The 26,056-nt window shown below is 54.5% G+C and carries 21 protein-coding genes and 8 pseudogenes; 7 read left to right on the top strand and 22 right to left on the bottom strand.

From position 1 onward, the window contains the following. Window positions 1-260 (top strand): IS3 family transposase (locus FT726_RS09730; protein WP_346302754.1); only part of this gene is annotated, 260 nt, incomplete at its 5' end. A 17-nt stretch (window positions 261-277) separates the two neighbouring features. Here FT726_RS09730 and FT726_RS09725 read toward each other — a convergent pair. The 4 pseudogenes from FT726_RS09725 to FT726_RS09710 all read right to left on the bottom strand — a co-directional run. Continuing rightward, a pseudogene (locus tag FT726_RS09725) lies at window positions 278-718 on the bottom strand (SDR family NAD(P)-dependent oxidoreductase); the annotation flags it as partial. A 152-nt stretch (window positions 719-870) separates the two neighbouring features. Next, window positions 871-2,976 (bottom strand): annotated as a pseudogene (locus tag FT726_RS09720) (integrase). 1 nt (window position 2,977) lies between these two features. Beyond that, window positions 2,978-3,960, bottom strand: a pseudogene (locus tag FT726_RS09715) (tyrosine-type recombinase/integrase). Between the two features lie 73 nt (window positions 3,961-4,033). Beyond that, a pseudogene (locus FT726_RS09710) lies at window positions 4,034-4,162 on the bottom strand (DNA polymerase V subunit UmuC); the annotation flags it as partial. 267 nt (window positions 4,163-4,429) lie between these two features. On the opposite strand from FT726_RS09710, the gene tyrS reads away from it, so the two are divergent. Then, entirely contained in the window at window positions 4,430-5,632 is a 1,203-nt protein-coding gene (gene tyrS, locus FT726_RS09705) for a tyrosine--tRNA ligase (RefSeq protein WP_346302753.1), read from the top strand. Window positions 5,633-5,638: 6 nt separating this feature from the next. Here the strand turns inward: tyrS and FT726_RS09700 are convergent, their stop codons facing one another. The 5 genes from FT726_RS09700 to FT726_RS09680 all read right to left on the bottom strand — a co-directional run bounded on the left by FT726_RS09700 (window position 5,639) and on the right by FT726_RS09680 (window position 10,674). Beyond that, window positions 5,639-6,430 (bottom strand): TylF/MycF/NovP-related O-methyltransferase, encoded by a 792-nt coding sequence (locus tag FT726_RS09700; RefSeq protein ID WP_346302752.1) that lies wholly within the window; start codon window positions 6,428-6,430, stop codon window positions 5,639-5,641. Then, window positions 6,427-8,070: a radical SAM protein gene (locus FT726_RS09695; protein WP_346302751.1), complete on the bottom strand. Its 1,644-nt coding sequence runs from the start codon at window positions 8,068-8,070 to the stop codon at window positions 6,427-6,429. Before FT726_RS09695 ends, FT726_RS09700 begins: the two co-directional genes overlap by 4 nt. A 9-nt stretch (window positions 8,071-8,079) precedes the next feature. After that, the gene (locus tag FT726_RS09690; protein ID WP_346302750.1) at window positions 8,080-9,063 is read right to left on the bottom strand and encodes a phytanoyl-CoA dioxygenase family protein; all 984 of its coding nucleotides are present in this window, start codon (window positions 9,061-9,063) and stop codon (window positions 8,080-8,082) included. A 22-nt stretch (window positions 9,064-9,085) separates the two neighbouring features. Next, entirely contained in the window at window positions 9,086-9,967 is an 882-nt protein-coding gene (locus tag FT726_RS09685; protein ID WP_346302749.1) for a phytanoyl-CoA dioxygenase family protein, read from the bottom strand. A 65-nt stretch (window positions 9,968-10,032) separates the two neighbouring features. Continuing rightward, the gene (locus tag FT726_RS09680) at window positions 10,033-10,674 is read right to left on the bottom strand and encodes a hypothetical protein (RefSeq protein WP_346302748.1); all 642 of its coding nucleotides are present in this window, start codon (window positions 10,672-10,674) and stop codon (window positions 10,033-10,035) included. Window positions 10,675-11,219: 545 nt separating this feature from the next. Here FT726_RS09680 and FT726_RS09675 point away from each other — a divergent pair. Together FT726_RS09675 and FT726_RS09670 are read left to right on the top strand one after the other, a co-directional pair. Beyond that, window positions 11,220-11,426, top strand: coding sequence for a hypothetical protein (locus FT726_RS09675; protein WP_346302747.1), 207 nt, complete (start codon window positions 11,220-11,222; stop codon window positions 11,424-11,426). Next, complete coding sequence (locus FT726_RS09670; protein ID WP_346302746.1) at window positions 11,392-12,594, top strand: MFS transporter; 1,203 nt, start codon at window positions 11,392-11,394, stop codon at window positions 12,592-12,594. The genes FT726_RS09675 and FT726_RS09670 overlap by 35 nt, the downstream gene beginning before the upstream one ends. A 144-nt stretch (window positions 12,595-12,738) precedes the next feature. Here FT726_RS09670 and FT726_RS09665 read toward each other — a convergent pair. The 6 genes and pseudogenes from FT726_RS09665 to umuD (FT726_RS09640) all read right to left on the bottom strand — a co-directional run. Further along, window positions 12,739-12,840, bottom strand: a pseudogene (locus FT726_RS09665) (hypothetical protein); the annotation flags it as partial. 8 nt (window positions 12,841-12,848) lie between these two features. Continuing rightward, complete coding sequence (gene umuD, locus FT726_RS09660) at window positions 12,849-13,226, bottom strand: translesion error-prone DNA polymerase V autoproteolytic subunit (RefSeq protein WP_346302745.1); 378 nt, start codon at window positions 13,224-13,226, stop codon at window positions 12,849-12,851. A 350-nt stretch (window positions 13,227-13,576) separates the two neighbouring features. After that, a complete protein-coding gene (locus FT726_RS09655) occupies window positions 13,577-14,032 on the bottom strand; it encodes a hypothetical protein (RefSeq protein WP_346302744.1) in 456 nt (151 codons plus the stop codon). A 1-nt stretch (window position 14,033) separates the two neighbouring features. Then, complete coding sequence (locus FT726_RS09650; RefSeq protein WP_346302743.1) at window positions 14,034-15,017, bottom strand: tyrosine-type recombinase/integrase; 984 nt, start codon at window positions 15,015-15,017, stop codon at window positions 14,034-14,036. A 73-nt stretch (window positions 15,018-15,090) separates the two neighbouring features. Next, window positions 15,091-15,318, bottom strand: a pseudogene (locus FT726_RS09645) (DNA polymerase V subunit UmuC); the annotation flags it as partial. Window positions 15,319-15,326: 8 nt separating this feature from the next. Continuing rightward, window positions 15,327-15,746: pseudogene (gene umuD / locus FT726_RS09640) on the bottom strand (translesion error-prone DNA polymerase V autoproteolytic subunit). A 563-nt stretch (window positions 15,747-16,309) separates the two neighbouring features. On the opposite strand from umuD (FT726_RS09640), the gene FT726_RS09635 reads away from it, so the two are divergent. Continuing rightward, window positions 16,310-16,582, top strand: a complete 273-nt coding sequence (locus FT726_RS09635) for an XRE family transcriptional regulator (protein ID WP_346302742.1) — start codon at window positions 16,310-16,312, stop codon at window positions 16,580-16,582. Between the two features lie 77 nt (window positions 16,583-16,659). On the opposite strand, the gene FT726_RS09630 is transcribed toward FT726_RS09635, so the two are convergent. Beyond that, a complete protein-coding gene (locus FT726_RS09630; RefSeq protein ID WP_346302741.1) occupies window positions 16,660-17,334 on the bottom strand; it encodes an SOS response-associated peptidase family protein in 675 nt (224 codons plus the stop codon). A 54-nt stretch (window positions 17,335-17,388) separates the two neighbouring features. On the opposite strand from FT726_RS09630, the gene FT726_RS09625 reads away from it, so the two are divergent. Then, window positions 17,389-17,580, top strand: a complete 192-nt coding sequence (locus tag FT726_RS09625) for a DNA polymerase III subunit theta (RefSeq protein WP_346302740.1) — start codon at window positions 17,389-17,391, stop codon at window positions 17,578-17,580. 139 nt (window positions 17,581-17,719) lie between these two features. On the opposite strand, the pseudogene FT726_RS09620 reads toward FT726_RS09625, so the two are convergent. The 5 genes and pseudogenes from FT726_RS09620 to FT726_RS09600 all read right to left on the bottom strand — a co-directional run bounded on the left by FT726_RS09620 (window position 17,720) and on the right by FT726_RS09600 (window position 22,537). Beyond that, a pseudogene (locus tag FT726_RS09620) lies at window positions 17,720-18,706 on the bottom strand (aldo/keto reductase). A gap of 25 nt (window positions 18,707-18,731) precedes the next feature. Continuing rightward, window positions 18,732-19,760: an alpha/beta hydrolase gene (locus FT726_RS09615; RefSeq protein WP_346302757.1), complete on the bottom strand. Its 1,029-nt coding sequence runs from the start codon at window positions 19,758-19,760 to the stop codon at window positions 18,732-18,734. A gap of 16 nt (window positions 19,761-19,776) precedes the next feature. Then, window positions 19,777-20,823, bottom strand: a complete 1,047-nt coding sequence (locus tag FT726_RS09610) for an NAD(P)-dependent alcohol dehydrogenase (RefSeq protein WP_346302739.1) — start codon at window positions 20,821-20,823, stop codon at window positions 19,777-19,779. A gap of 16 nt (window positions 20,824-20,839) precedes the next feature. Further along, the gene (locus FT726_RS09605; RefSeq protein ID WP_346302738.1) at window positions 20,840-22,057 is read right to left on the bottom strand and encodes an MFS transporter; all 1,218 of its coding nucleotides are present in this window, start codon (window positions 22,055-22,057) and stop codon (window positions 20,840-20,842) included. A 129-nt stretch (window positions 22,058-22,186) separates the two neighbouring features. Further along, window positions 22,187-22,537, bottom strand: coding sequence for a cyclophilin-like fold protein (locus tag FT726_RS09600; RefSeq protein ID WP_346302737.1), 351 nt, complete (start codon window positions 22,535-22,537; stop codon window positions 22,187-22,189). Between the two features lie 230 nt (window positions 22,538-22,767). On the opposite strand from FT726_RS09600, the gene FT726_RS09595 reads away from it, so the two are divergent. Then, on the top strand, window positions 22,768-23,667 hold the full coding sequence (locus FT726_RS09595) for a LysR family transcriptional regulator (protein WP_346302736.1): 900 nt from the start codon (window positions 22,768-22,770) through the stop codon (window positions 23,665-23,667). A gap of 394 nt (window positions 23,668-24,061) precedes the next feature. Here the strand turns inward: FT726_RS09595 and FT726_RS09590 are convergent, their stop codons facing one another. Then, entirely contained in the window at window positions 24,062-26,029 is a 1,968-nt protein-coding gene (locus tag FT726_RS09590) for a sigma 54-interacting transcriptional regulator (protein ID WP_346302735.1), read from the bottom strand. Window positions 26,030-26,056 lie beyond the last annotated feature (27 nt).

The raw sequence follows: 26,056 nt of genomic DNA, 5'->3' as shown, positions 1-26,056 counted from the left end.
TCCTGAAATCACACGGTCTGGAAGGCAGCATGAGTCGTCGCGGTAACTGTCACGACAACGCGGTTGCGGAAAGCTTTTTCCAGCTACTGAAACGCGAACGGATTAAGAAAAAGATCTACGGAACACGCGAAGAAGCCCGCAGTGATATTTTTGATTACATCGAAATGTTTTGTAACAGTAAGCGTCGGCATGGCTCGAGCGATCAGATGCCACCAACTGAATACGAAAACCAGTATTATCAACGGCTCGAAAGTGTCTAGATTATCCGTGGCGATTCACTTGTCATCGCCGCACCTTCATAGACAGAGGAGGAGGAAGTAACCAGAACGGACACACCTGAATTAAGCGATTCGGACAAGGCTGCCAGCTGTAGCATTGGGCCTCGCACATTAACGTTCATCATACGATTAAAATAATCTGCCGTTACAGATTCCGGGGAGCCTACTTCAGCATAACCGCCATTTAGCCATAATCCATCAAGTGAACCCCAGTCGTTAATAGCCTCACCAAGCCCATATATATCAGCTTCGCTTGCAGCATCGCTTTTCAGAATAAGCGAAGCTGCAGGAAGCAGACTGCGTGCACGCTCCAGTCTTTCTTCATTAAGACCGGTTATGGCTACACGGCCACCTTCCGTAACATTACGCTGAGCGCCTGCCAGCCCCATGCCACTCGTGCCTCCAGTAATTAGTATCCGCTTACCCTTAAATCTGCCCACGCTCCCTCCCTTTCTCTGGTGGTGAAACCTGCATTTACCTTACGTAAATAAAACATGATTTGTCATCAGTTTCATCACGCAAAGATTGGCACAGCTGATAGCTGCTTGAATGTCTGCTTTTGGCACAATGCGGCCCGTTTTACCGTTCTGCTTTAAGGGGGCAATCTTTTAAGTGCCTGTTCAATTTTATCTGCGTCCTGTTCCACGATGGCTCTCTCATCGGGTGTGAGCGGAACCTCCTCAAGGTAACGTCTGACAGAGGCTTTGCTTTCCAGTATCAGTCCACGTGCACTCTGTTTTAGCAGATTAAAGTCGCAGCCAATGCAGGCCATCCGGTGCTGACAACTGCTCCAGAAGGGATTCGTGCAGTATGAATCGCCCAAATCATAGTATGTCGCAGGTCCGGTCAGGCTGGCGGCTTCCGGATCATGGTCAATCAGCACGCTTATCATGTGAGCGACACGGTCTGCTTTGACGAACGAGGCGGCCAGCTGAGTTGGGCGAATACGCAGATAATGCATGGTGGACTGAGGCGTTGAGTGCCCCGTCCACTGCATCAGTTCATACAGCGACATGCCCTGCGGCACGCTGGCCAGCGCGGTCACTGCTGAGGCCCGCCCCCTGTGACTGGTGATCGTTCCGCCGCTGTCTTCTAAAGGTACCCCTGCTCGTGCGCACAGCATCGGAATCACCGTGCGGTTGAGGATGGTGCCGCCGGCAGGCTTACCACGGTACTGGAACAGAAGCCTGACTTTCTCACCGGTTCGCTCGTCAGCGAGCATAGCCTGTTCTGCCGGGCGTTCATCCAGCCAGATGTCGACGTATTTTTTCACCACGGCCGCCACCGGTTTCACAAAGGCTTTTGAGGTTTTCCCTGCGGGGATATGCAGGTAGCACAGGGTTCCGGCAGGGATGATACTGCCGTCTTCCTTCACGATATCGTCCGCCTGCGGCGCGATGCACCCGGTGGTGAGGCGGAGCAGCTCATTCTTTCTCACCCCCGCATGGGTCCAGATGACAGCCATCGCCTGCAGCATGGCAAGCGGGTAATGTATTTCAGTGAGGAGATCTTCCTGACGCAGATTGAGGCTGGCCCAGATGAGCTTCAGCCAGACCGGATCGTCGATTACCCGGGAATTGACGCCGCGACGGAAAAGGGGCGTATCCGGCGTGGAAAGATGGCGGGCAGGGCTGAAGCGCAGGCGCCCCCAGCCCCAGTTTTCGTAATCAACCATAAACCAGCGCAGTGAATAGATAAAATGCGCCCTGGAATGCGGCATCATGGGCTCGCCAGAGCGCACCGATTTGCGGGGGCCCCTTTCCGTGCCCAGCTGAAGCTCATCCACGTTCATCCGGCCTACCGCAGCGATAAAGCTGGCGCAGGTTTCTATGGTCCAGTCTGCCGGTTCCCGCACCTGCGGATGTTCCTTTGTCAGCCAGAGGCCGCAGCGCAGAATAAAGCTGTACTGGTTTTCACGGGTGCGCGGTCTGAGCACAGACGTTTCCCGCCAGCGCCGGCACCAGTGCACCCAGGCCGGATCGATGCCATCAACCGGCTTCTCGTACCATTTTGTGTAGTTTCGCATCCGCATCGGGGCGCTGATAATGCCCAGCGGGCGAGTGCGTGTGAAACGCGGCCGACATACCGAGAAGTCCCTGCTTCCATCCCGGACTGGACCTGCCACAGCAGTTCCGGCGTAAATGTCTCCAGCCGCGGATCCCTGTTTACGATCATCAGGGTGGCCAGTATGCCTGAGACATGATTTTTCTGACTGCCCGGCGCATAACCCAGCGACGTCAGCGTATCCGTCAGCCGCTGTAGCTCCTGATGATAAATAGCCTGGCCGAAGATGGCAGAGGCATAGAGGACGGGTTTGCGGATATCGGGCAGGCTGAGAGGATCATGCAGACCTCCCAGATACCAGGCATAGGCGGCGATCAAAGGCCGTCCTTCTCTGATTTCCCGGCAGAGCGTCTGCCAGCGTTACTGCGGCCAGCACCAGCAAGGCTGGCCGCAGTAACGCTGGCAGCAATCCGGCTATCACCAGCCCGGCGATTTTGCTACTGCAACCGCTTCCGTCAGCAATATCCTTCAGCGGCCTGATTAGATCAGGCGCAGGCTTCATCCGCAGCATACCGGAGCGGCTGTGAACGCTTTCGAGCGCCGCGCACTCAGCAGGCGTCAGCGACGTCTCAAGCCGGTATTCAGTGATGTCGGAGGGACGCCAGCGGCTTTCAGTTGGTTTGCGCGGGCTCATGTTATTTCTCCGGGCTGAAAATAAGGTTCGCCATCCTGATATCTGCCGTTTCAATCGCTCCGGCCATCCTGGCGGCAAGGTCCCGGCCCGACAGGTGGATATAAATCTGTGTTGTGCTCAGATCGCGGTGTCCCGCATAGGTGGCAAGCTCGTGCAGCTTCCAGCCCGCGCGAGCCAGATGCGTCAGCCGCAGGTGCCGGAGGGTATGGGTTGAGATGTCCGGCATCCCGGACTCCAGCGCCCATTTCCGGACCGTTTTGCTCAGGTCCAGAACGAAAGCGGCGCGTCCTGATTGCGATCGGACGCGGAACGGAACAGGGCACCCCGGGCAATTCCTGTCCGCTTCATCTGCATAAGGTGTGTCGTCAGCACGGGCACGACTGCCGGGCTGTAACAGACAATACGCTCACGCCGGCTCTTGGTGGTTTCTGCCCGGATGCGGATGAGACGGTACGCAAAATCAAAGTCTTCGATACTCAGCGCAGTGATTTCAGACCGCCGCAGCGCGCCGTAATAGGTTAATGCCAGCATCAGGTGGTCACGGAGCGGGGAAGCCGCAGCATGACAGAGAAAAAACTGCCACTGTGCATCGTCAGGAATGCGTGGCAGCTTTACGACGCGGGGAACAAGTCTCCGGCTGGCACTGAATGTGCCAGCCGCGCCGGAGCGGGGAAGCGGATTAACCGCGCAGAGCTCCAGGTACATGAGAAAGTCATACCAGAGGCGGATCGCCGACAGGCGAAGCTGGAGCGTGGCGCTGGCCGCTGGAAAAGGCATGCCGGGGAACCGAGGGCTGATGTAGGCGGCCAGATCTTCAAACCGGGCCTTTTCGGGTTGGAGCTGGCGCTGGGTGCAGAACGCAAAATAGTGGCGGAGGGCACTGCGGTAGGCCGCGAGCGTATCCTTCGCCCGGCCGAGATCGGATAACAGTTTCAGCCAGCGCTCGGCCAGCCACAGGACACGTTCATCAGGTGGAGTCAGCATGGCGTTCACCTCTGTCAGCAGTTTTGCTGCTCGAAGTTTACTCAGCTAATGTTGCATTCCACTTAACTTACTACAGGGCGTAGTTTGAGATAAGTACATGAATTTTATCAATATATCCCTCATTTTTTATCTGAAACCACGGTGCGGACATCTTTATGCCGAGTTTTTTGGGAGCGGCGCTGCGCGCGATGACACAGCCGTCGATGTATCTTAATGTTCCTAACAGTTAGCTTGGTATAAGTTGATGATTTATAATCATTTTTAATCACTGGCATTTTTCTGGTTTTTGCTTTAGTTAATACACCTAACCCTGTAGTCTACTTTATCCTGCCAAGGTGCCAAAGCACGTACCTATCACAAAAAAATCAGAGATGCCATGACGATATGTTCATAAAAACTGTAGATTTCTTGACAGGGTGGTATGCACATAAATATGGTGAACAATTCCTGAACATTTGACGGTGCCGACATGGATATTAACGCTGTAACTGAAATGCTGTGTAAAAACGTGGCGATCATGGAGCCAGATAATGGTTTACAAACGAAATTACGCACAGCGCTGAAAGAAAATCGCCGCCTAGTAATCAAATTGGGGTTTGACCCCACCGCACCCGACCTGCATCTGGGGCATGCCGTGGTGCTGCGTAAACTCAGGCAGTTTCAGGATGCAGGACATCGCATTGTAATCATCATCGGTGATTTTACTGCGTCCATCGGCGACCCTACCGGACGGAATAAACTGCGCCCTCCGCTCAGCGAGGACGAGATCGTCAGAAACAGCCAGACCTATATTGATCAGTTGGGTAAAATACTGGATATAGCGCGGATCGAAGTCCGACGGAATTCTGAATGGTTTAATGCGATGCGGTTTGCGGACATCATTAAACTCGTTTCCCGCGTGACTTTAGCGCAGATGATGCAACGTGACGATTTTAAACAACGATTCCAGTCGTCTTCACCGGTGCATCTGCATGAACTCCTCTACCCGGTTTTACAGGGATATGATTCTGTCATGATCCAGTCTGATATCGAACTTGGAGGAACCGATCAACTGTTTAATAATTTGGTTGGCCGGTCGCTGCAGGAAACCTTCGGCATGCCGGGCCAGGCTGTCATCACCTTACCGCTTCTGCCGGGTCTCGATGGGCAGGATAAAATGAGCAAATCAAAAAATAATTATATTGCGCTCATGGATAGCCCCGAAGACATGTTTGGCAAAGTGATGTCGCTACCCGACACGCTGGTGCCGGATTATTTGCGTCTTGCGGCAAATCTCCCTGATGAGGCGGTCCGTCACCTGCTGGCCGAGCGCGACAGCGGTCTCCACCCCATGACGCTGAAAATGACTCTGGCACACACGCTGGTCAGTGAATATCACGACGCGGACGCGGCAGAACGAGCTAAAGCCTATTTCCAGCGTGTCTTCCAGCAGCATCGTCCCGCAGAGGAGGACCATGAGCCCCTTAACATCAGCGATACGCCGGACATCAGCTTGCTCGACCTCTGCAGCAGGGCCATCCACGATGTCAGTCGTTCTGAGCTCAGACGCCTCATCCATTCCGGAGCGGTCAGGATTAACCAGGAAAAGCAAACGGATGAACATTTAACCCTCGTGCCAGCTAAAGGTACTCTATTGTGGGTGGGGAAACGTCACCGATACATTATCCGCTAGGTCGGATCAGGTACCGCAGGGAGGCTTGGTGATTTTCACCAGCTTCCCTTTTCGTATTCCCTCAAAGCAGGGGCACGCAGACGCCAGTTCTGTTTCCCAGAAGCCTCTGTCCTCAAGCAGCCCAAGTATCAAAGGCAGGTGCCCATCCTGTGAGTAAATACTGCCACCGGGTACCAGTCTGGGATAGATAGCCGCCAGACACTGTCGCGTTGAGAGCAGAAGGTCCACATCGAGATACGCAGCGGCAACCGGCGAGGGGCAGTTGCTCATCGTCTCTTCAAACCACCCCGGTACAAAGGTGCAGGCGCCGATATTTCCGTAGGTGGCCACGTTGTGTCTGACTTCCTCAAGTGAGCCGCTGAAATCGCCTTCCTGAAAAATGACTTCACGCCCCTCAATGCTCATGCCGTGCTCTTCATTGTGTGCAGGCAATCCCTGGAAGGAATCAAACACCACAAGCTGCCGCCCCGCCAGTCCCGCCGCAATGCTGAATTTCGCCGTGCTGGATCCTTTATAACACCCGGCTTCAATGATATACCCCGCCCGGGTATCGGGAAGGGATAAAATCTCGGTGGCAAAGGCGATGATATCCTGCGTACTGTGCGGGCTGATTAGCGCTTTGGTAATCAGATAATGTTGTTCAACGAAGGATTGCTTATCCTCTATTGTGCAGCGCACGGACGGATCCCTCAGGAAACGTTCGACCAGGCTTGAGTGGGGATCAATCCCCCCACGCAACATTGCCTGGATTTCCTCTGGAAAGTAGGCCTGGTAGGGTAATGATGGCTCGTTATTCATGCCGAGTCCTTCATGTCATATTCCGCAAAGAGCCCCTGAGCTTCAACATAGGCCGACAGTTTCTGAGCACGCGTTCGCACCTCTGGCAGGGTTGCCGTACTCGCAAGCTCCCTTATCCTATTGCGCTGCAGTGCGCACCAGGATAAGGCTTCTTCCCGCCGGGATGGATAGACGTAGTGGTTGACCCGCTCAATGAGCGCAGGGCGGAGGATAAACTCACAGTTTACCAGCGCATACAGTTCATTGAGCTGATCCTTGGTTACGGCATCAGATACCGTTGGCAGGCCATAAGGTGCCGAGGTACCAAAAAGATCGGGACGGGGCCGGATGTTCAACTTTGTGCCGCCGTCGCCCAATTCCTGAAGGAGTGGGATGCGCCTCAGGGCCCTTTTATATTCTGTTGTGCCAATGTCAGGGGTAAGGATGGCGGTGGCCAGGAAGAAAATGGGTAACTGTAGCACGCGGTCTAAATCTTCCAGGATGCTGGTCACCGTATCATGTGGCGCTCCAATTATGTAGCCGCATACAACGCCAATGCCTGCGGCATCAAGCACGTTAACGGCGTTGATGTTCATTTCCACCGTGGTGGCTTTGTTGTAATAGTCCAGGCTTCGCTGATCCAGCGACTCCAGACCCAGAAAGACTTTTCGGCACCCAGCACGGTACATACGCGCAGCAAGATCGGCATTCATGACTTCCGAACGGGCATTGCAGGTCCACACCATGTCATAGCCAGCAAGCATCTCCAGCAATTCATCCAGTTGCTCATGTTGCAGGAGATCGTCATCATGAAACTGAATCGAGTCGTTTCCATAACTAATCAGGTGCCTGATGTCTCCCTCAATCAGATCCACCGGCCGCGAAACGAGCTTACCGTGGATCAGATAAGTGGAGCAGAAGGTACAACGCGCCCGGCAGCTTTGAGTGCAAATGTAAATCTGCTGCGAAATGCCCACGGCTTTCCACCAGCGCTCACGTGATTCCCCCGCCAGACTGGTATCATCCTGTATCAGTTCATAAGCAAAGGCAGGAGACGGAATATCGGCGATGGATTTGTCAAAAACGGTGTCGCCCATGGTGATTTTGCCGTCAGCTTTGAAACAGATTCCGCGAGCCTCTTCTCCTGCTCCAAATCCGGGTTCCAGAAAATGACTAAGTATATGCCTGAGAGCTCCGCCACCTTCTCCACGCACGACGAGGTGCGCAAAGTCGATTTCAGGTGCAACCGTCGGATGTGCCCCCCCTACCATGATACAGTGTTCACTCGCATCCATCAGGCCAATCATCGCGCGGGTTCTTTCGAACGCCAGGGAATAAAGGCTGACCAGAACAAATCGTGCCGCGGCCGGTTTGAGCCAGGCGGAAATGGCTGCGGCGAGAGCAGCGTCATCCGCGTAATTATCTTCATCGAAATATTTAATGTCGGGTTCAAAGGGAATTCGCCCCCGTTCAAAATCCACCTGTGCGGATCGGGCAAGGTTGAGCAACCCCAGCGATGCGTACCGGGCTGCAAATTTATCCTGCCGCTTGTCGGCTGCCCCCATCTGGGTGGTTCTGAAACCATGATGCACAAGGGCGAGCCGTGGCGCCCCCGCTTTCACGGAAAAGGTACCATTTTTGAGTAACGAAATGTCCAGCATGTTGGCCTCCTAGGCGCACAGCGGGCTGCGGTCGTTTTTGTCCCAGCGGTCAAATTTAGGGTGCGGCTGGCCTGCCAGTTGCGAGCGGGCATTAAGCCACTCCCTGACCCACTGGTGATGATCCTGCATTACCGCATCCGGCATCGCAGTGCTTCGTGCAAGAAATCCTGGGAACCATTCTCTTCCGGTGGGCTCTCCCGCCGGACAATAGCGCAGGTCAAAACTCCAGCGTCCGCCGGTACTGGCATTCGCGAGGGATGCGTGCATGGTCAAAGGATGCAGGAAAATGACATCCCCCGGACTGACCGGCAGCGCGAGGAACTCTTCCCCGACGAGCGCATCAGGAATACCCTGCAGATGCGGCTTATCGCAGTGATGTACAAGACCCCGCTTGTGGCTGCCGGGAACAACAATCAGGCAGCCGTTTTCAACTGTGGCTTCATTGACAGCCAGCCAGACGCCAAGCATGTTGGTGTTATCTGCATCCGGGGTGACCACGGCCAGGTCCTGATGCCAGAAAGTTTTTCCGGTCAATGTCAGCGTATGGCTCTGCGTCTCATCCGAAATGTTCTTTTGCGGTGGTTTGATGCGCATGTGCTGCACGGGGACGGAGTAAATTTCAGGACCGATGATTTTTTCAATGGCATCCAGCAGTTTTGCATTTCGTAGTAGATTAAAAATGCTGACATCAAGATAGAGGGGAGAATCGTGAACAATTTTGTCTTCAACGGGCAGGGTAATATCAAGATGCTGGAAACAGTTGCCATCGGTCTGCTGCATGAGCGATAACATCTTGTTTTCCGGAGTATCCTTAGCATCGTAATCGGAAATCACGCCATCTTCCAGCCATTGTCTCGCCAGCTCATCACAATGCCGGTTGTAGCCCGCCATTACGGGGCCCAGGACCGCCGCAGGGGAAAACACGTTTCGCAGTACTGCAAATCCCTGCGTTTCATAATCTGTCGCCAGACTGTCCCACGTTGAATGCACCATATCTGTTCCACCTGTACGCAATTTATTTTGTCTTCATCTCGCTGCGCGAGGCATCCTGAAGCTCATAGAGGGATTTAGGAATGTCTTTAGGGGTATAAATTTCTGGCTCAGGCCCGCCAAATCTGGCGGTCCGTTTTTTTTCGCCGCGGAGGTGGTGCGTTAAGCGTTCCATCCCGACCAGTTGGCTACCGGTATATAGCGGAAAGGCATCCGCTGCCCGGTATTCAAAAATCAACGTGCTTCTGGGGGAGTCAGAGGTATTGGTCGAGGAGCGGTGAGGCGTAAACGGATGCAGAAAAATAGCGCTGCCCGCACAGGCTGGCAGACTGATGACGGGGCCATGCTGGGCCTCATTGATCGTTTCGGTGATCATGCCTGCAAAGCTGCCATCCGGCAACGCGTGATTGAACGTCCGGTGATGCTGGCCACTCAGGACCTGCAGGCATCCGTTCTCCTCGCATGCGTCATCAAGGTATATCAAAACGCCTACCAGACTATCGTTGGAGTGCGGGAAGTAGGTATAGTCCTGATGCCATTCCACCACGGCCCCCACTTTTCTGGGCTTCATGTTGAGTTTGCTGTGCTGAAGTGCGATATCCGGGCCAAGCAAACTGCAGACGTAATTCAGGATTTTGTCTGAGGTGGCCAGGTTTCGGAAGGCTTCATGCTGCTCAAAAGGATTGAAGATACGGCGCGGAATGCGCCTGCCATCAACTGGCTCCTTTTCAAATTCCAGTAAACTGTCATATTGCCCGGTGCGTTCTGCCTCCTGCACAAGTTCGTTGATCACAGCTTTGATTTGTACGATTTCTTGCGAATTAAGCAGGGAATCGACCAGCATATAGCCGTTCTGCCTGTATTCGCGGGTATGTAAGGGTGTCTGAGGGAGTGCCGTACTTAACATCGTTGTTCTCCTGACCGGGATTACACGGTGAGCCGGTCAAGGCGACCAGCTCACAATCTGTCTTATCAGGAAACCGTACTGCCCAGGGTCAGCGTGACGCAGCGAATAAATTCCGTGGTAACGCCTTTGCGACCTTCAAGATCAACCACAGTGGTAGTGCCGTATTTCGGACAGAGCTCATAGAGGAGTTCAGGCGACACCTTCGCACCCAGCGAAGCCAGTACCGCCGACGCCGTTTCAGGTTTGAAGTTCATGCGCGCAGCATGCTCAGGCAGCGCATCACGAATACGCTGGAAGGTCTCCTGGTTATCATTCAGCAGCTGCTGCAGGTTGCTATCACTGACATGAGACAGGGCGTTGTCGAAATCCGTTACGCCCCTGAGTGCCAGTAAGCTGACGTCGGCCGCATGGTAAGTGGCAATTGCTGCCGGTCCGGTCAGGGACTGGGTTTTGGCATAGGCGAGCGAGCGGATTTCCTGGTGGATTTTCCCAGCCACATCCGGGGTAAATCCCAGTGCCAGTGCCATTTTTTCTAAATCGCCCGGGGGTAAAGCAAACATGACGCCTTCCCATGAATCTGTCAGTTCCATCGCTTTAGCACGAATGGCGTCGGCATTGTCCGCGATGCGGCTGAGTTCATTCTGGCTAACGATGGCGGCGTTGATGACTCTCGATGAGGTTGATGACTGGCTGGTAACGTTATGCATATTTCTTCTCCTAAACGACATGCCCAATAGGGATTTCGGTAATGGATAATGAGACGGATTACGTATTACAGGTGTTCGACAACTCAACAGAGCTTTTCCGGCCGTCAGACACAACAGCAAGATCTCCAGCGGCACAGATCACAAACAGATCTTTTGAGTACAGAAGAGGAAACCGTGTTCGCGGAAACCTGCTTTTAAGTAACTTTGTTAATTGGTGGCTGTCAATATGTTTTCAAAACTCATTACCTGTGTTAATAATACGTTTTTTATATGACAGAAAATTTATCCATTTATATCATGGGTATATAACTCTTCCTGCAGCAATCCATTGTGTTTGCAAAACGTGCCATGCACATAATTGACTGATATTAATGAAATTAAATGTCATAACCCTCATTTGAAATGACCCACAAACCGACAGATTCCTGCTTGTAATTGCTTCATTCGTAAGTTAAAAAACATGAGTTAATCTTCATGATCTGAGCCAGTTGATGAACAAAAGCTGGCCCGATCGGTGTACAGATTTATCAATGCGAGAACCTGCCATGGACAGACAAGATGAACCCGAATACATACCTAATTCTCCGTCCGATCCAGATGACCAGGCAGGAAGCACCTTCTTCAGAGTGATTCTTTCTTTGTATCAAAGCACCGGACTTCTTTATGGTTTTGATGACGGACAGCCTTACACAACAAAGCCTATAAACGGGGATATCGATGATGGCACTGAGCGAGATACGCCAGCCAAATAGGGTGGCAGTTTTCTTTATCTTTACCTCTTTTTTATTAACATTGGCCCGGGGGTGCGTTCTTCCATATATTGTGGTGTATATCGCTGCTGTTTTTGAAAAGGATATAACCGTATCGGGGATGGTCCTTTCTGTCAGTTCAGTCGCCGGCATTATACTCAGCCTGTATTCAGGCAAACTGGCTACCCTGAAAAATGGCTATTTTGTTTTGCTTTTTTTAGCTCTGGGGTTTTTGGGTTCGTTAATCTTGACTCCTGAATCCAGGAAAATAGTTTCTTTCGCAATATTTCTGATTGCACTGAATCTGTTTTATTCGTGCTATGAAATTTTGTTAAAAGTTTTTTTTGCTAATCAGACATTTGAGAAGGATAAAAGACGCTATTTTTCAGCTAACTACCTCGCGGTGAATGTGGGCTGGGCCATCGGGCCACTGCTCGGTGCACTGGCGCAACAGACAAGCATGCAGGCAATATTTTATTTAGCTGCCCTGATTTCCATTATTCCTTTGGTAATTATGGTCCTGAATGCCCGCACATTATCCAGCCTAACGTTCCGCCCCCCTGACCATTATCAGGAGGCCGGGATTCCGCCTTCAGACCAGAAAAATGGCCTGCCTTTAATCTGGTTGACTATTGCGTCTTTTCTGGGCGCGTTTGTGTATGGCAATCCGATCGCTTACCTGTCGCAATTCATGATTAAAATGTACCCACAGGAGACCGTTTCTCATATCATTGCGCTGATGATGTTTGTTAACGCTGCCACAGTCATGGTCTTTCAGCATTTTACGGTAAGGTTGCTCAGCAAAAAAAACTTTCACCTTTTTATCTTCACCGGCACAGTCTGTTTTATTCTTGGCCTGACGTTGTTTTTATATGCCGGCGATCATCTGATTGTCTGGTGCGTGGGGATGTTCTTTTTCGCGTTTGGCGAGGTCATCTATGTCCCTGCACTGTTTATCATGACGGATGCACTGGCCCCACCGTCATCCAGAGGCAACTATTTTTCTGTACAAAACCTCGGGGCCACTGGCGCGGCCCTGAGTCCACTTGTGATGGGATTTGTATTCAGCAAACTCTCTGGCATGTTCCCCTTCATCATGCTTGCTTTTGGGGTGCTGCTGAGTTGCATTATCATTACGCGAGTGGGTCTCGCACGTTTAAACGCGGTGTGATAATCATTGAGGACGCGGGTGCCTTGCTGATTGGCCATTAATGGCCATAAGTAACTTCCGCTTTTCGCTCATAGCGGACCTGTCAAACCTTTAGACCGATTGAATTGAACAGGACAAAACTAACTAACGTTCTTCACCACTCAGATCATTGTTACTCAGCACGACCACCGGCCTGCCGCGCAGGTCAGGGCGGAACAGCGCCTCACTGCTGGCGTAAAAGGAGTTGACGTTGGCCAGACCAAACATGGACATGGTCACCTCCGGCGTGCACGGGTGTTGTTAAAGAACCAGGTCACGACGCCGAGCAGTTGCAGCTCCTCCGGGTATATCACCGGGTAGGCCGGATTCATGGGCAGCAGCCCGAGCCCGAGCCTGGGCTGCAGCTGCAGGCGCTTGACCGTGAACTCGCCGTTGACCTCGGCAATCACGATGTCGCCGTGAGCGGCTTCCTCGGCCCGGTCAACCACCATTACGTCGCCGTCGCAGAGGCCCAGGTCCCGCTTGCTGTTGCCGCTGGCGCGCACGAAGAAGGTAGAGGCGCGCCGGCGGATGCACAGTTCGTTCAGATCGAGTTCTTTCTCGACGTAATCCTGCGCAGGGGAGGGGGAAGCCGGCGGCGCACGGATCGGCATAAGGCGGGACCCGGACACGGGGCGTAAAATGGGGGGCCAGAGCAGCGTCAGACCGGCGGTACAGCTGACCGGGTTCATGATCTGCTGCCCCGGACATGCTGCAGCGAGACTGCGGAAGCACTGAGAAAATCGCGCATAAAATTCCTCCTGTTATTTTACTGTTTATGCATACAGTATTGTTGAGGCGGAATTTTCTGGCAAGAGGGAGCGAACCGGGTTTGCGCCGAAGCGAAGCCATCTGACTGACCCGCCGGGAAATTTTTATGAAGGTCAGCCTGGCTGATGCTGAGCGACGCCACTATGCTCAGATCAGGGCCGGCAGACGTGGAGAGGCGTTTCCGGTTGTACCTTTACAGCCCGGCGCTCTGTGGCCGGGCTGGTTTTGTTGACATGCAGAGTTTGCGGATATCGGGCAGGCTGAGCGGGTCATGAAAGCCTGCCAGATGCCATGCAAAGGCGGCCATTAACGGACGGCTCTCCCGGACTTTACGGCAGAGCGTCAGCCAGCATTCCTGCGACCAGCACCAGCACCAGCACCAGCACCAGCATGGCGTGCCGGATGCATGCATTTCACGTAGCAACCCGGCTATCACCAGCCGGGCGATTTTGCCGCTGCAACCACTTCCGGCGGCAATATCCGTCAGCGGCCTGATAAGGTCAGGCAGAGGCTCCATCTTCAGCATCCCGGACCGGCCGTGAGGGCTGGCCAGCGCCGTACGTTCAGCGGAGTTCAGTGACGTCTCAAGCCGGTATTCCGTCATGTCGAGGGGACGCCAGCGGCTTTCAGTCTGTGTGTGCGGGGTCATGTTATTTCTCCGGGCTGAAAATAAGGTTTGCCATCCTGATATCTGCCGTTTCAATCGCTCCGGCCATCTTGGCGGCAAGATCGCGGCCCGACAGGTGGATATAAATCTGGGTGGTCGCCGGATCGCGTTGTCCTGCATAGGTCGCGAGCTCGTGCAGCTTCCAGCCCGCACGTGCCAGATGCGTCAGCCGCAGGTGGCGGAAGGTATGGGTTGAGATGTCCGGCAACCCGGAACCCAGCGCCCATTTCCGGACCGTTTTGCTCCAGCTCCAGAATGAAAGCGGCGCGCCCATATTCCGATCGGACGCGGAACGGAACAGGGCTCCTCTGACGATTCCGGTCTGCTTCATCTGCATAAGATGGGCCGCCAGCACGTGCACGACTGCCGGGCTGTAACAGACAATACGCTCACGCCGGCTCTTGGTGGTTTCTGCCCGGATGCGGATAAGGCGGTGCGCAAAGTCGAAGTCATCAACACTGAGCGAAGTAATTTCAGACCGCCGCAGCGCGCCGTAATAGGTTAATGCCAGCATCAGGCGGTCACGCAGCGGGGAAGCGGCGGCATGAAAGAGAAAAGACTGCCACTGCGCATCGTCAGGAATGCGCGGCAGTTTCACGACGCGGGGAACCAGTCCCCGGCCGGTACTCAGCATGCCAGGCGTGCCGGAGCGGGGCAGCGGATTGACCGTGCAGAGGTCCAGGTACATGAGAAAGTCATACCAGAGGCGGATTGCAGACAGGCGAAGCTGGAGCGTGGCGCTGGCTGAAGGGAAAGGCATGCCGGGAAGCTGCGGGCTGATGTACGCGGCCAGGTCTTCAAACCGGGCCTTTTCAGGTTCGATCCGGCGCTGGCTGCAGAATGCAAAATAATGGTGGAGGGCAATGCGGTAGGCGGAAAGTGTGGCCTGTGACCTGCCTAAATCGGATACCAGTTTCAGCCAGCGCTCTGCCAGTAATATGACGTTTTCATTTGGCGGGATCAGCATTGCATTCACCTCTGCCAGCAGTTTTGCTGTTCAAAGTCTACTCAGCTAATGTTGCATTCCACTTAACTTACTATAAGGCGTAATTCGAGCTAAACACATGTATTTTATCAGAATATCCTTCATTTTTAATCTGAAACCACGGGGCACCCATTTTTATGCTCAGGAGCTTCGCGCCCGCTGAGCGGGCAATCACGCAGCCGTCGTTGTTGCTGAGCACCACCACCGGCTTACCGCGCAGGTCCGGGCGAAACAGCGCCTCGCAGCTGGCGTAAAACGAGTTAACGTCGGCCAGTCCGAACATGGGCATGCTTACCTCCGGCGCGCGCGGGTGCTGTTGAAGAACCAGGTCACCACGCCGAGCAGCTGCAGCTCCTCAGGGTAAATGGTGGAGTAAGCCGGATTCATGGGCAGCAGGGCGAGCCGGGGATGCAGCTGCAGGCGTTTGACCGTGAATTCCCCGTTAACCTCCGCAATGACGACATCGCCGTGCGATGCCTCCTCGGCCCTGTCAACCACCATGACGTCGCCGTCATACAACCCCAGTCCTTCCATGCTGCTGCCGCTGGCGCGCACAAAGAAGGTTGAGGCACGCCGGCGGATGCAGAGTTCGTTCAGGTCGAGCTCGGACTAGACATAATCCTGAGCCGGAGAGGAAAATCCGGCGGCACATGGATCCGCAAAGAGCGGGACCCGTACGCGCGGCGTAAAGATGGGTGGCCAGAGCAGCATCAGGCCGGAGCTGTACGCTGCCGGTTTCACTGGAAACTCCGGGTGGCCGTTGCGGTAGTAAAGGTGAGGGCTGTATGTAATTGGTGCATAAAATTCCCCTCTGATAATACTGTTTATATGCACAGTGTTATTGAGTGGCATTTATCTGGTAAGAGGCAGTCCGGCAGTTACGTCCGGAAACGGATTTATGTGGCTGAGAGCGGGGAAAAAATATTTTCTGCCGCACACTCTCTGGGCATCTATGCTGATACCGGGCCCGGGCAACGTACGGAAGCGTTTCCGGGCTGTACATCAGCAGCCTGGCTTTCCGCGGTCGGGCTCCTTTATCTTTCTTTCCTGATCCCGGCACCGGAGCGTAAGCAGTCTTTGCGGGCATCGGTGACGTGACGCTTCCTCGCCACGGCTGTTCGTTCCTCGCGCTGCTGCGGTACGCCTCAGCCGTGACTGCGGCGAGCGTTGCGGGCAGGCAGTTAACGGCAGGTATTTTTTCCGGACCCGTTGTGCAGACCGGACGGAGCGCATTAATCTGGACGAAATCTCTTAATAACCTCCCGGGGTCATCTATGGACGGCCATACATCTCCCGCACGCTTTCTCGCTTATCTGCTGACTGAGCATGATATCTCCGTGACGCAGCTGTGTGACCGCAGCGGGCTGGACAGCGATATCGCCCGGGCTTTTCTGGCGGGGCGACTGCCGGTGACGCAGACGCTGGCTGAGCAACTGGGGATAGTGTTTCATTCATCCGGATTCTGGCTGACCCGTCATGCCATCTGGACGCGGGCCGAATCAGACGCTGCCGCACCGGGCGATGGCGACAGGGCGCCGCTGTGCTAAATTAACCGGTGCCGGTACGGGATTATCTTCTCCTTATTCACCAGGGGTAAATAAACTGTAGCCCGTACCGGCGCCAGTCAGCTGCCGTTAATGCACCGGATAATGTCAGGCCCCTGATTGTGAACGTTGCCGACTTTTGTCGCTACCGGATGCCAGGTAAAGTCGCTTTCAGGCAGCGCGCTGTTATGCGCAATTTCAGCAGCGCGCGCCGGTGAAGTGTCCTGACTCAGCCATTCCCGGACCGCTTCCGCCCTGAGGACAAGAGGGCGGCGATCGTGTATGTCCACCATGCCCTGATTGCTGGCAGCGGTGACGATGACAAAACCCTCCTGCCCGTGTTCCCGTTCAAAAGGCGGCTTCCCGATGGCCAAAAAGAACAACGGTTCTTTGTCCCTTTGATAAATAAAATAGGGCTGTTTTTGGTCGCCGTCTTTTTTCCACTCAAACCAGCCTGATGCCGGCACAATAGCACGGCCGTGCTCCCACAAAGGCTTAAACATACGCCCTGTCGCAGCTGTTTCGTTGCGGGCGTTGATGAGCAGAGGCTTATCCCACCACTCCCGACCATAGCCCCAGTAAACGGGGTCAAACTTCAGATCGCCGTCGCGCTCACTGAGCAACAGAACCTTAGTTACCGGCGCCACGTTGTACCGGCCAATGGGCTCAGCATCCCGGGTCAGTTCTTCAGGGCCGATACCCAGAGCGTCAAAGTAGTCATCTCTGCTGCTGTACTGCGCAAATCGTCCACACATAAGCCCCTCCTGCTATTCAGCATAGGCGGTATAATTTTGTCCGGAGGGATTATCATGTCACATAACCTTGCCGCCCGGCCCCGGGAAGAGCGCGATCGGATCAACGTGGATTTAGCCGCAGCCGGTGTTATGTACAAAGAACGCCTGAATCTGCCGGTGAACGCGGCAGAGGTCGGGCGTCAGCAGTCAGAAGCGTTGCGCGAGTATTACAGGGAGCGACGACCCTGTATATCAAAAGGAAGCTGAAAAATAGTGTCTCCTTTCAGCGAGAAGCGGACATCTTAGAATTAAGGAAAAGTACAACATCTTCAGTTAATAAATAAATTTCGCCTAAATAATGTAATCACCGACCCGAAGGCCGGCAATTGTTAACACTGATAACCGTTTACCACGCGTAAGCTTCAGGTGCCTCACCGCCCGGTCCCGGCCAGATGGTATCCAGCCTTTTGAACGTATCGTCTGAAAGAGACAGCGTCAGGGCACTCAGATTCTGACGGAGCTGTTCAACGGTACGCGGACCACTGAGCACGGCGCTAACCACAGGGTTCTGAAGCAGCTATGCCAGCGCGACGTCTGATGGCGTTTCCTCCAGCTCATCACACAGTGTTTCCCAGGCCTCCAGTTGCGGCCGCAGGCGGTTGATTTGTGCCTGCATCTGCGGTGTTGCCCGGCGGCCGCCGGTAATTTTCTTCAGCACGCCACCCAGCATCCCCATCCCGACCGGGCTCCACGCAATCAGGCCAATGCCGTAATGACGCAGCGCCGGAATGACCTCCAGTTCAACCGTACGCTGGGTCAGATTGTACAGGCTCTGTTCCGATGCCAGCCCCAGCAGGTTGCGCGCGTCAGCCTTACACTGTGCAGTGGCAATATCCCAGCCGGCAAAGTTACTGCTGCCCACTTAGCTGATTTTACCCTCACGGATCAGCTGTTCCATGGCCTGCCAGATCTCCTCCCAGGGTGTGCTCCGGTCGATATGGTGCATCTGATAGAGATCGATATGGTCCGTTTTCAGCCTTTTCAGGCTGGCCTCACAGGCCCGGCAGATATGGTAGGCAGACAGGTATTTATCGTTCGGACCCGTGTCCATCGGCTGGTAAACTTTCGTAGCCAGCACTATCCGGTCACGCTGACCACTGCGCGCTAACCAGTTACCGATGATTTCTTCGGATGTTCCGTAACCCTTTGCCATATCCGGTGACTGCGGCCCGCCATAGACGTCAGCGGTATCAAAAAAGTTGATACCTGCATCCACGGCTTCATCCATGATCCTGAAGCTGCTCGGCTCATCCGTCAGCTCACCAAAATTCATGGTGCCAAGACCGATGCGGCTCACCCGCAATCCGGTACGACCAAGATGTTTGTAGTTCATGTGAGATGATCCTTAACTGGACACGTTATTTCAGATTTTTACGGAAAAAGTCTGTCAGCTTGTCAAAAGGGATTAGGTCGGTACGGTCATACAGATCGACATGCCCTGCGCCCGGTACGATGTACAGTTCTTTAGGCTGACCGGCGCGTTTGAAAGCGTCCTCGCTGAACTCTTTTGAGTGTGCCTGATCGCCAGTAATAAACAGCATCGGGCGCGGAGAGACGGTTTCAATATCGTTGAACGGATAGAAGTTCATAAACTTGCCAATACTGCTCAGCATCGGTTTCGTCGTTAGTTCTTCTTTCTGACCCTGCGGGGTGTAACCGCCGCGTTCTGTGCGGTAAAAATCAAAGAACTCACGCTGAATATCCGGTGTGGAGTCATCCAGTTTGTTTACGGTGCCAGGGATATAAGCCGTCTCGCCACCTTTAAACTCGGCTAACCGTTGCTCAATGGCTGACTGGATAAAGACCTTACGTTGCTCTACCGTCTGGGAATGATTAAGACCATTACGGAACGCACCCCCCATGTCATACATGCTGACCGTGGCAATGGCTTTCATACGCGGGTCAATCTTGGCGGCACTGATAACAAAACTTCCGCTGCCGCAGATACCCAGCACACCGATGTTATCCGGATCGACAAACGGCTGCGTACTCAGATAATCAACCGCAGCGCTGAAATCATCTGTGTAGATTTCCGGTGAAATCAGGTGCCCCGGTTTGCCCTCGCTTTCTCCCCAGAAAGAGAGATCGATAGCCAGCGTGACAAAACCCTGCTCCGCCAGCTTCTGCGCATAAAGATTTGAACTCTGTTCCTTAACGGCTCCCATCGGATGACCAACGACGATCGCCGGGTGTCGGGTTTTCTGGCCCATCGTTTTCGGAATAAACAGGTTGCCGACCACGGCCATCTGATACTGGTTTTTAAAGGTGACTTTTTGCTGCGTCACCTTATCGCTTTTATAGAAATTATCGGCCCCACGGGACATGTCCGCCGCAAAGGAAGCAAATGCACTGATCAACAGCCCCAGCGCTAACGTAAATTTTTTCATGATGGTCTCCTTATTATTAAGCCAGGGTGGCGTTATCAACGACAAACCGGTAATGCACATCGCCCCTGAGCATGCGCTCATAGGCATCGTTAATCTGATCGGCTCGAATAAGCTCAATGTCGGCGACAATGCCGTGTTGGGCGCAGAAATCGAGCATCTCCTGCGTTTCAGGAATGCCCCCAATCATCGACCCGGCAATCGACCTGCGCTTCATGATGAGGCTGAACACTTCTGGCGCGTCATGCGGCGTGGCTGGCGCACCCACCAGGGTCATCGTGCCGTCGCGTTTCAGCAGAGCGGTGAAAACATCGAGGTTATGCGGCGCAGCAACGGTGTTTAGGATGAAATCGAAGCTCTTAGCATGGACTTCCATTTCGCTGGCATGGCGGGAGACCACAACTTCATCTGCACCAAGCGCTCTGGCGGCGTCTCGTTTTGACTCAGACGTGGTAAAGGCCACCACATGCGCGCCCATGGCATGCGCCAGCTTGATCCCCATATGCCCCAGCCCGCCGATACCGACCACCCCGACCTTTTTGCCGGGACCCGCCTGCCAGTGACGCAGCGGGGAGTAAGTTGTGATCCCCGCGCACAGCAGCGGTGCCACGGCGGCCAGCTGCGCTTCCGGGTGAGTAACGCGCAGGACGTACCGTTCATGCACCACAATCTGCTGCGAATATCCGCCCAGCGTGTGGCCCGGTGCATCCGGCGTTGGGAAATTGTATGTCCCCGTCATATGGTCGCAGTAGTTCTCCAGCCCGTCGTCACAGTCACCGCAGTGCCTGCAGCTGTCAACAATGCAGCCGACCCCCACCAAATCCCCGGCACGAAAACCGGAGACGTGATCGCCAACGGCCACTACATGACCGACAATTTCATGTCCAGGAACGCAGGGATAGAGCGTTCCGGCCCATTCAGCGCGTACTTGGTGGATATCCGAGTGGCAGACACCGCAATACGCGATATCAATCTGCACATCATGAGCACCGGGGGCGCGACGGGTGATATCCATCGACTCCAGCGGCAGTGTTCCCGCATGGGCACCGTAAGCTTTAACTGTCATGGCATTACTCCTGGGTTTATGAATGGTCTGCGGCAGAAGTGTCTGCCCGCGAGGTCAGAAAGATCAGTACGGTTGCGATAATCAGCATCGCGGCGCTGGCCAGGAAAGTGCTCTGGTAGCCGTAATGATCGAAAAGCAGGCCGCCCACTGTCGAACCGAGGGCAATGGACAGCTGCACCATAGCCACCATCAGTCCGCCGCCCGCTTCGGCATTCTGCGGGAAGGTACGCGGAACCCATGCCCACCATCCCACCGGTGCGGCAGTGGAAATCAGCCCCCACAGCCCGAGTAGCGCCGTCACGATGGCTACATGACTGCCGAAGGCAATCAGTGACAGCGAAGTGATGGCCATCAACACCGGGATGGCAATCAGGGTCGGGTAGAACCCGCGTTTCAGTACCCGGCCAATCAGGGTAGTGCCGATGAAACCCGCGACACCAATAACCAGCAGGACCTGGGTCACCGTTGCAGCATCCACCCGCGTCACCGTCTCAAGGAAAGGCCTGATGTAGGTAAAGAGCGTGAATTGCCCCATAAAGAAGATCCCCACACCCAGCATGCCCAGCGTGACCACCCGGCGACGAAACAGCATGAATACGTTGCGGGAAGCCGCGGCCTGACGTGTGATCGGCATGGAAGGCAGACTGAGTAATTGCCAGACAAACGCGATGATGGCGACCGGCACCAGGCAGAAGAAGGCCCCCCGCCAGCCAACCACCGATCCGAGCCAACTGCCCAGAGGGGCAGCCACGACGGTAGCCAGAGCATTGCCGCTGTTGAAAATAGCCAGTGCCAGCGGAACACGATGCGCCGGGACCAGACGCATTGCCGTCGCGGCCGACATCGACCAGAACCCGCCGACCACAATGCCAATCAGGGCCCTACCCGCCATATAGGTTAGGTAATTGGGTGCCAGCGCAATAACAGCACCGGAAATTGCCATAATGCAGGTCAGGCCGAGCAGCAGCGTTTTCCGGTTAAGCGTGCCTGCCAGCACGGAAATAAACAGGCTGGTTACCACTGCAAATGTCCCGGAAATAGCGATGCCCTGTCCGGCCATACCTTCGGTGACACGCAGGGTCTGCGCCATAGATGTCAGGAGGCTGACCGGCATAAATTCGGAGGCGATCAGGGCGAAGACGCACAGCGTCATGGCAAAGACACCACTCCAGTGCGCGGGCTGTTTCCCGCTTCCGGTAGTTTTTTTTCTGTTCTCGTCTGTCTTATTACTCATTCAGGGATTTCTATTTTGTAGACAACATGAAGTCTTCACCGCGAAGCCTTCAGCGCTGCAGGAAGAGCTGAAACGGCATACGGGACGGTGATAAGAGAGGAATAATCGCGGTGCGGAAGATGCTGTGGGTCAGTTGGCGACCCTGATCTGCACCGCAAGAGGTCCGTGGCGCTGCAGGACCGGCAGTCCGGAATCAACTTTCCCTAACGGGATCAGTGAACGGGCGTAATCCCTGCCCCGGACAAAAATCGCCAGGTTGCCCCAGGGCGCGTAGTAAGTGATATCTCCTGCTTCCGGCGTCATGCCGTCTGGTGCCTGTGCCGCAGAAAGCCTGCGCGGCAAGTTGCTTATGCGCTCGATATCGGCATAGTCTTCCAGCGTCAAGCTGAGGGGAAGCAGAGACGCAAAGTCCCGGCCTGCTGGCGTATCAAAGAGGGTGCCGGTGGCAGTTTCTCCCTCCACAATGATCTCAATTTTCATAAGCGTCTCCTGTGTCATTCCCCGCGCGTTGTCACCCGCCATCGCGGACTGTGTGATGTAAAGCAGGCCGGCAAGAAGTAGCAACAGTGACGTTCTGCGGCAGGCGTTTTGCATAAGGGTTAGTGTTGACTTTTTCATCGCATTATTGTTACCAATAGGCAGTGGGTTAACTAGCTAATGAATGCTTAATGACCTTATAAGTAAAATTTATAAATAGATCGGAAACGAACATGGCCAGACGCAATCTCAACGACTTACTCTCTTTCATTACCGTGGCACGGGAAGGGAGTTTTACACGCGCTGCCGCGCAGCTTGGGGTGACCCAACCCGCACTGAGCCAGGCGATATCAGGACTGGAAGAACGGATGCAAATCCGCCTGCTGACAAGGACCACGCGCAGCGTGTCAGTGACGGCTGCCGGGGAGCGCCTGCTGCAGTCTGTAGGCCATCGTATTGATGAGATTGAAGCCGAGCTGGACATGCTAACGGCATTGCGTGATAAACCCGCGGGGACCGTCCGCATCACATGTGGCCCCAATGTTCTGAAGACCACGCTGTTGCCAAAGCTGACACCACTGTTACGTGAATATCCGGATATCCATATTGAGTTTGATGCCAACCACGGCTTCCGGGATATCGTTGCGGATCGTTTTGATGCCGGTGTGAGGCTCGGAGACACTATCGACAAGGATATGATAGCCTTACCCATTGGCCCGAAGCTGCGCATGGCCGCTGTAGCTTCCCCTGAGTATTTCGCCCGGTACGCCGCCCCTCAGACGCCACGCGATCTGATGCAACACTGCTGTATTAATGAACGCATGGTTCAATCCGGGAAAATTTACGCCTGGGAGTTTGAGCAGGAAAATGGCAAATTTCACGTTCGGGTTGAAGGCCAACTGACGTTTAACACATCGGAACACGTCGTTGACGCCGCTCTTGCCGGACTGGGCATTGCCTTTTTACCTGAAGAGGAGTTCGGCACACATCTGCGGGAAGGAAAACTAATCCGGGTCCTTGAAGAATGGTGCCGTCCTTTTCCCGGCTACTATCTTTATTATCCCAGCCGTAAACAACCCTCTCCGGCCTTTTCACTCGTTGCAGATGCGTTGCGTATTAACCGGAAAATGTAACGCTGAATTATCGGGCCAATATTTCAAGAACGGACGTGAGCGTCCGCTTCTGGCACAAAGCGGACAGACGCGTTTGTCGATGTTTGCTTCGCTACCGGCAGAACATCATTAAGCATCTGGGCTTAATCATGGGGGCTGACATAGCTTCCAGGCTCCCCAGAAAGCGTGTCTGGATCGATACCTGGTCACCAGGTCAGTCTGGACAGCATTTGCCCTATCCTTGGTTTCCCATGATCTATCCTCGCTGTGGGTAGTGGTGCATCATTCTCTTCACTCTTAGGGTAGGGGGCCGCTGATTATAAGCAGAGTCAGAGGTAAAAAGGTCTTGTTGTCAGAGGGCGTATGGTTTTCTCAACTTTTGCTACAGGCGTCTTTATCCTCATCAATAAACGGTTCAACGAGCAGTTTTTCTAAACGTACGCAAGTCGATGTTCCAGGCTTTGAGCTTGTTGTAAAGCGCCGTGCGGGATATCCCAAGCTGCAGGGCAGACTGACGCAGATTTCCATTGTGTTTATCAATCACCCGCATAATACAGGCGCGTTCCATATCTTGCAGAGAAGGAGATAGATTCTCATCCTTATGCCCATCCGTCGTTTGCGACGCCTGCACCGACTCGGGGAGATCGGCACGGTTGATTTGCAACCCTTCACAAAGGTTGACGACGCGCTCGATCACATTCTCCAGCTCGCGTACGTTGCCTGGCCATTCCCAGGCCTGCAGACACGCCATCGCATCAGGCACGACTGCAGGCGGAATGCGCTTCAGACGCGTACAAAGCGCCTGAACAAAGGTATTGACCAGCTCCGGAATGTCTTCTCGACGGTCACGCAGCGGGGGGATTTCCAGGGAGATGACGTTCAAACGGTAGTAAAGATCGCGACGAAAATCGCCTTTCTCTACGGCATCCAGCAGGTGGCGATGCGTGGCCGCGATAATGCGTACATTAACTTTTACCGGATGTGCTGCGCCAATGCGCAGCACTTCGCCCTCCTGTAGTACGCGCAGCAGGCTGGTTTGAGCTTCGAGCGGCATCTCGCCAATTTCATCCAGAAAAAGAGTCCCGCCGTCAGCCAGTTCAAATTTACCTGCGGAGCCGCCTCGGCGTGAACCGGTAAAGGCGCCGTCTGCATAGCCAAAGAGTTCGCTTTGCACCAGATCGCGCGGCAAGGCACCACAGTTCAGGGCAATAAAGGCTTCCTGCTGGCGCGGGCTGGCATTGTGAATCGCCTGGGCAAACAGCTCCTTGCCAGTCCCACTTTCGCCGCTCAGCAGCACCGTGCTGTCAGTGCGGCTGCTGGCGCGTGCTTTCTGAATCGCCTGCTGCATGCGCGGCGCACCGCCGCGAATCATTTCGAAAGTGTAACTGGCGCTTACGCCCATGACCTTGCGCGTAATTGCGCGGATACGCTGATTTTCACGCAGAGAGAGGACGCGGCCGCCATCTGGCGCGGGCATCAGAGAAATCAGGCAAGAGAGAGGGGGCAGGCCTTCCGGCATAAACTGCAGCTCGCGGTCATTACAGAACGGCATGGTCAGCAGCGATCTCCCCTGCGGCCGAAGCAGTTCGTCAATCGGCCTGTCCTGCCGGTCAATCCCGTTGAAAATCTGGCGCGCATAGCGGTTAAGCGTTTTGATGCGACCCTGTTTATCACAGACAATCACTCCTTCATTCAGGGTTTCCAGGATTGACTGCTGTTCCGCCAGCAAGCGCCTCAGCATGAGCTGCTGCCCGACCGCTTCCGCCGCCGCCTGTACTGTGCCAAGGGTGTGCGCGTTAAAGTTATCCGGCGTGGCCGTCAGGGTCAGCACGCCCATTAACTGGCCGCTGGCGTCGCGTACTGGTGCTGCGGCGCACTGACGACGACGTTTGCGCAGGTCGATTTTCCAGTTTTCGCCGCTCAGCACATACACGAGCCGTTGCTCAATCAGACAACGCGCGGTGCAGTTGGTACCCAGTACTTCTTCGCGCAGAATGCTGCCAACCGGCGTCAGGTCCGCGCCGCAAAAATGCAGCGTGATGCCTTGTGCGTCGGTCAGGTTGATATGGCCGTCCGGATTATAAGCCAGCAAATTTTCCATGATGCTGCGCGCCACCAGAATCAGTTCGGCGTTGTGTTCAAGGATGGCGGCCAGCTCATCCGCGGGCGGGGCAGTATAGACAAAGCTGTGTGGATCGATTGACCGCTGCTGCGAACGCTGCCATGACTGCAGAATGCTGTGCCGCAGTGTTGCCGGCTCTTCACCTTGCACAAAGCACTGCCAGCTCAGCCATAACAGCGCATCCCAGCTGTCGGCCTCCGCCCTGTCCGGCAGGCTAAAAATCGCATCGCTCTCATCTCTCAGTAACCGTTGCTGTTTCATCGATGGCTCACGCTGAACGAAATGTCC

This window comes from Pantoea sp. Morm, assembly GCF_016643525.1.
In the GTDB taxonomy this organism is placed as follows: domain Bacteria; phylum Pseudomonadota; class Gammaproteobacteria; order Enterobacterales; family Enterobacteriaceae; genus Pantoea; species Pantoea dispersa.
Note: the sequence above shows the minus strand (reverse complement) of the source record. Positions and strands in the feature narration are given on the sequence as shown.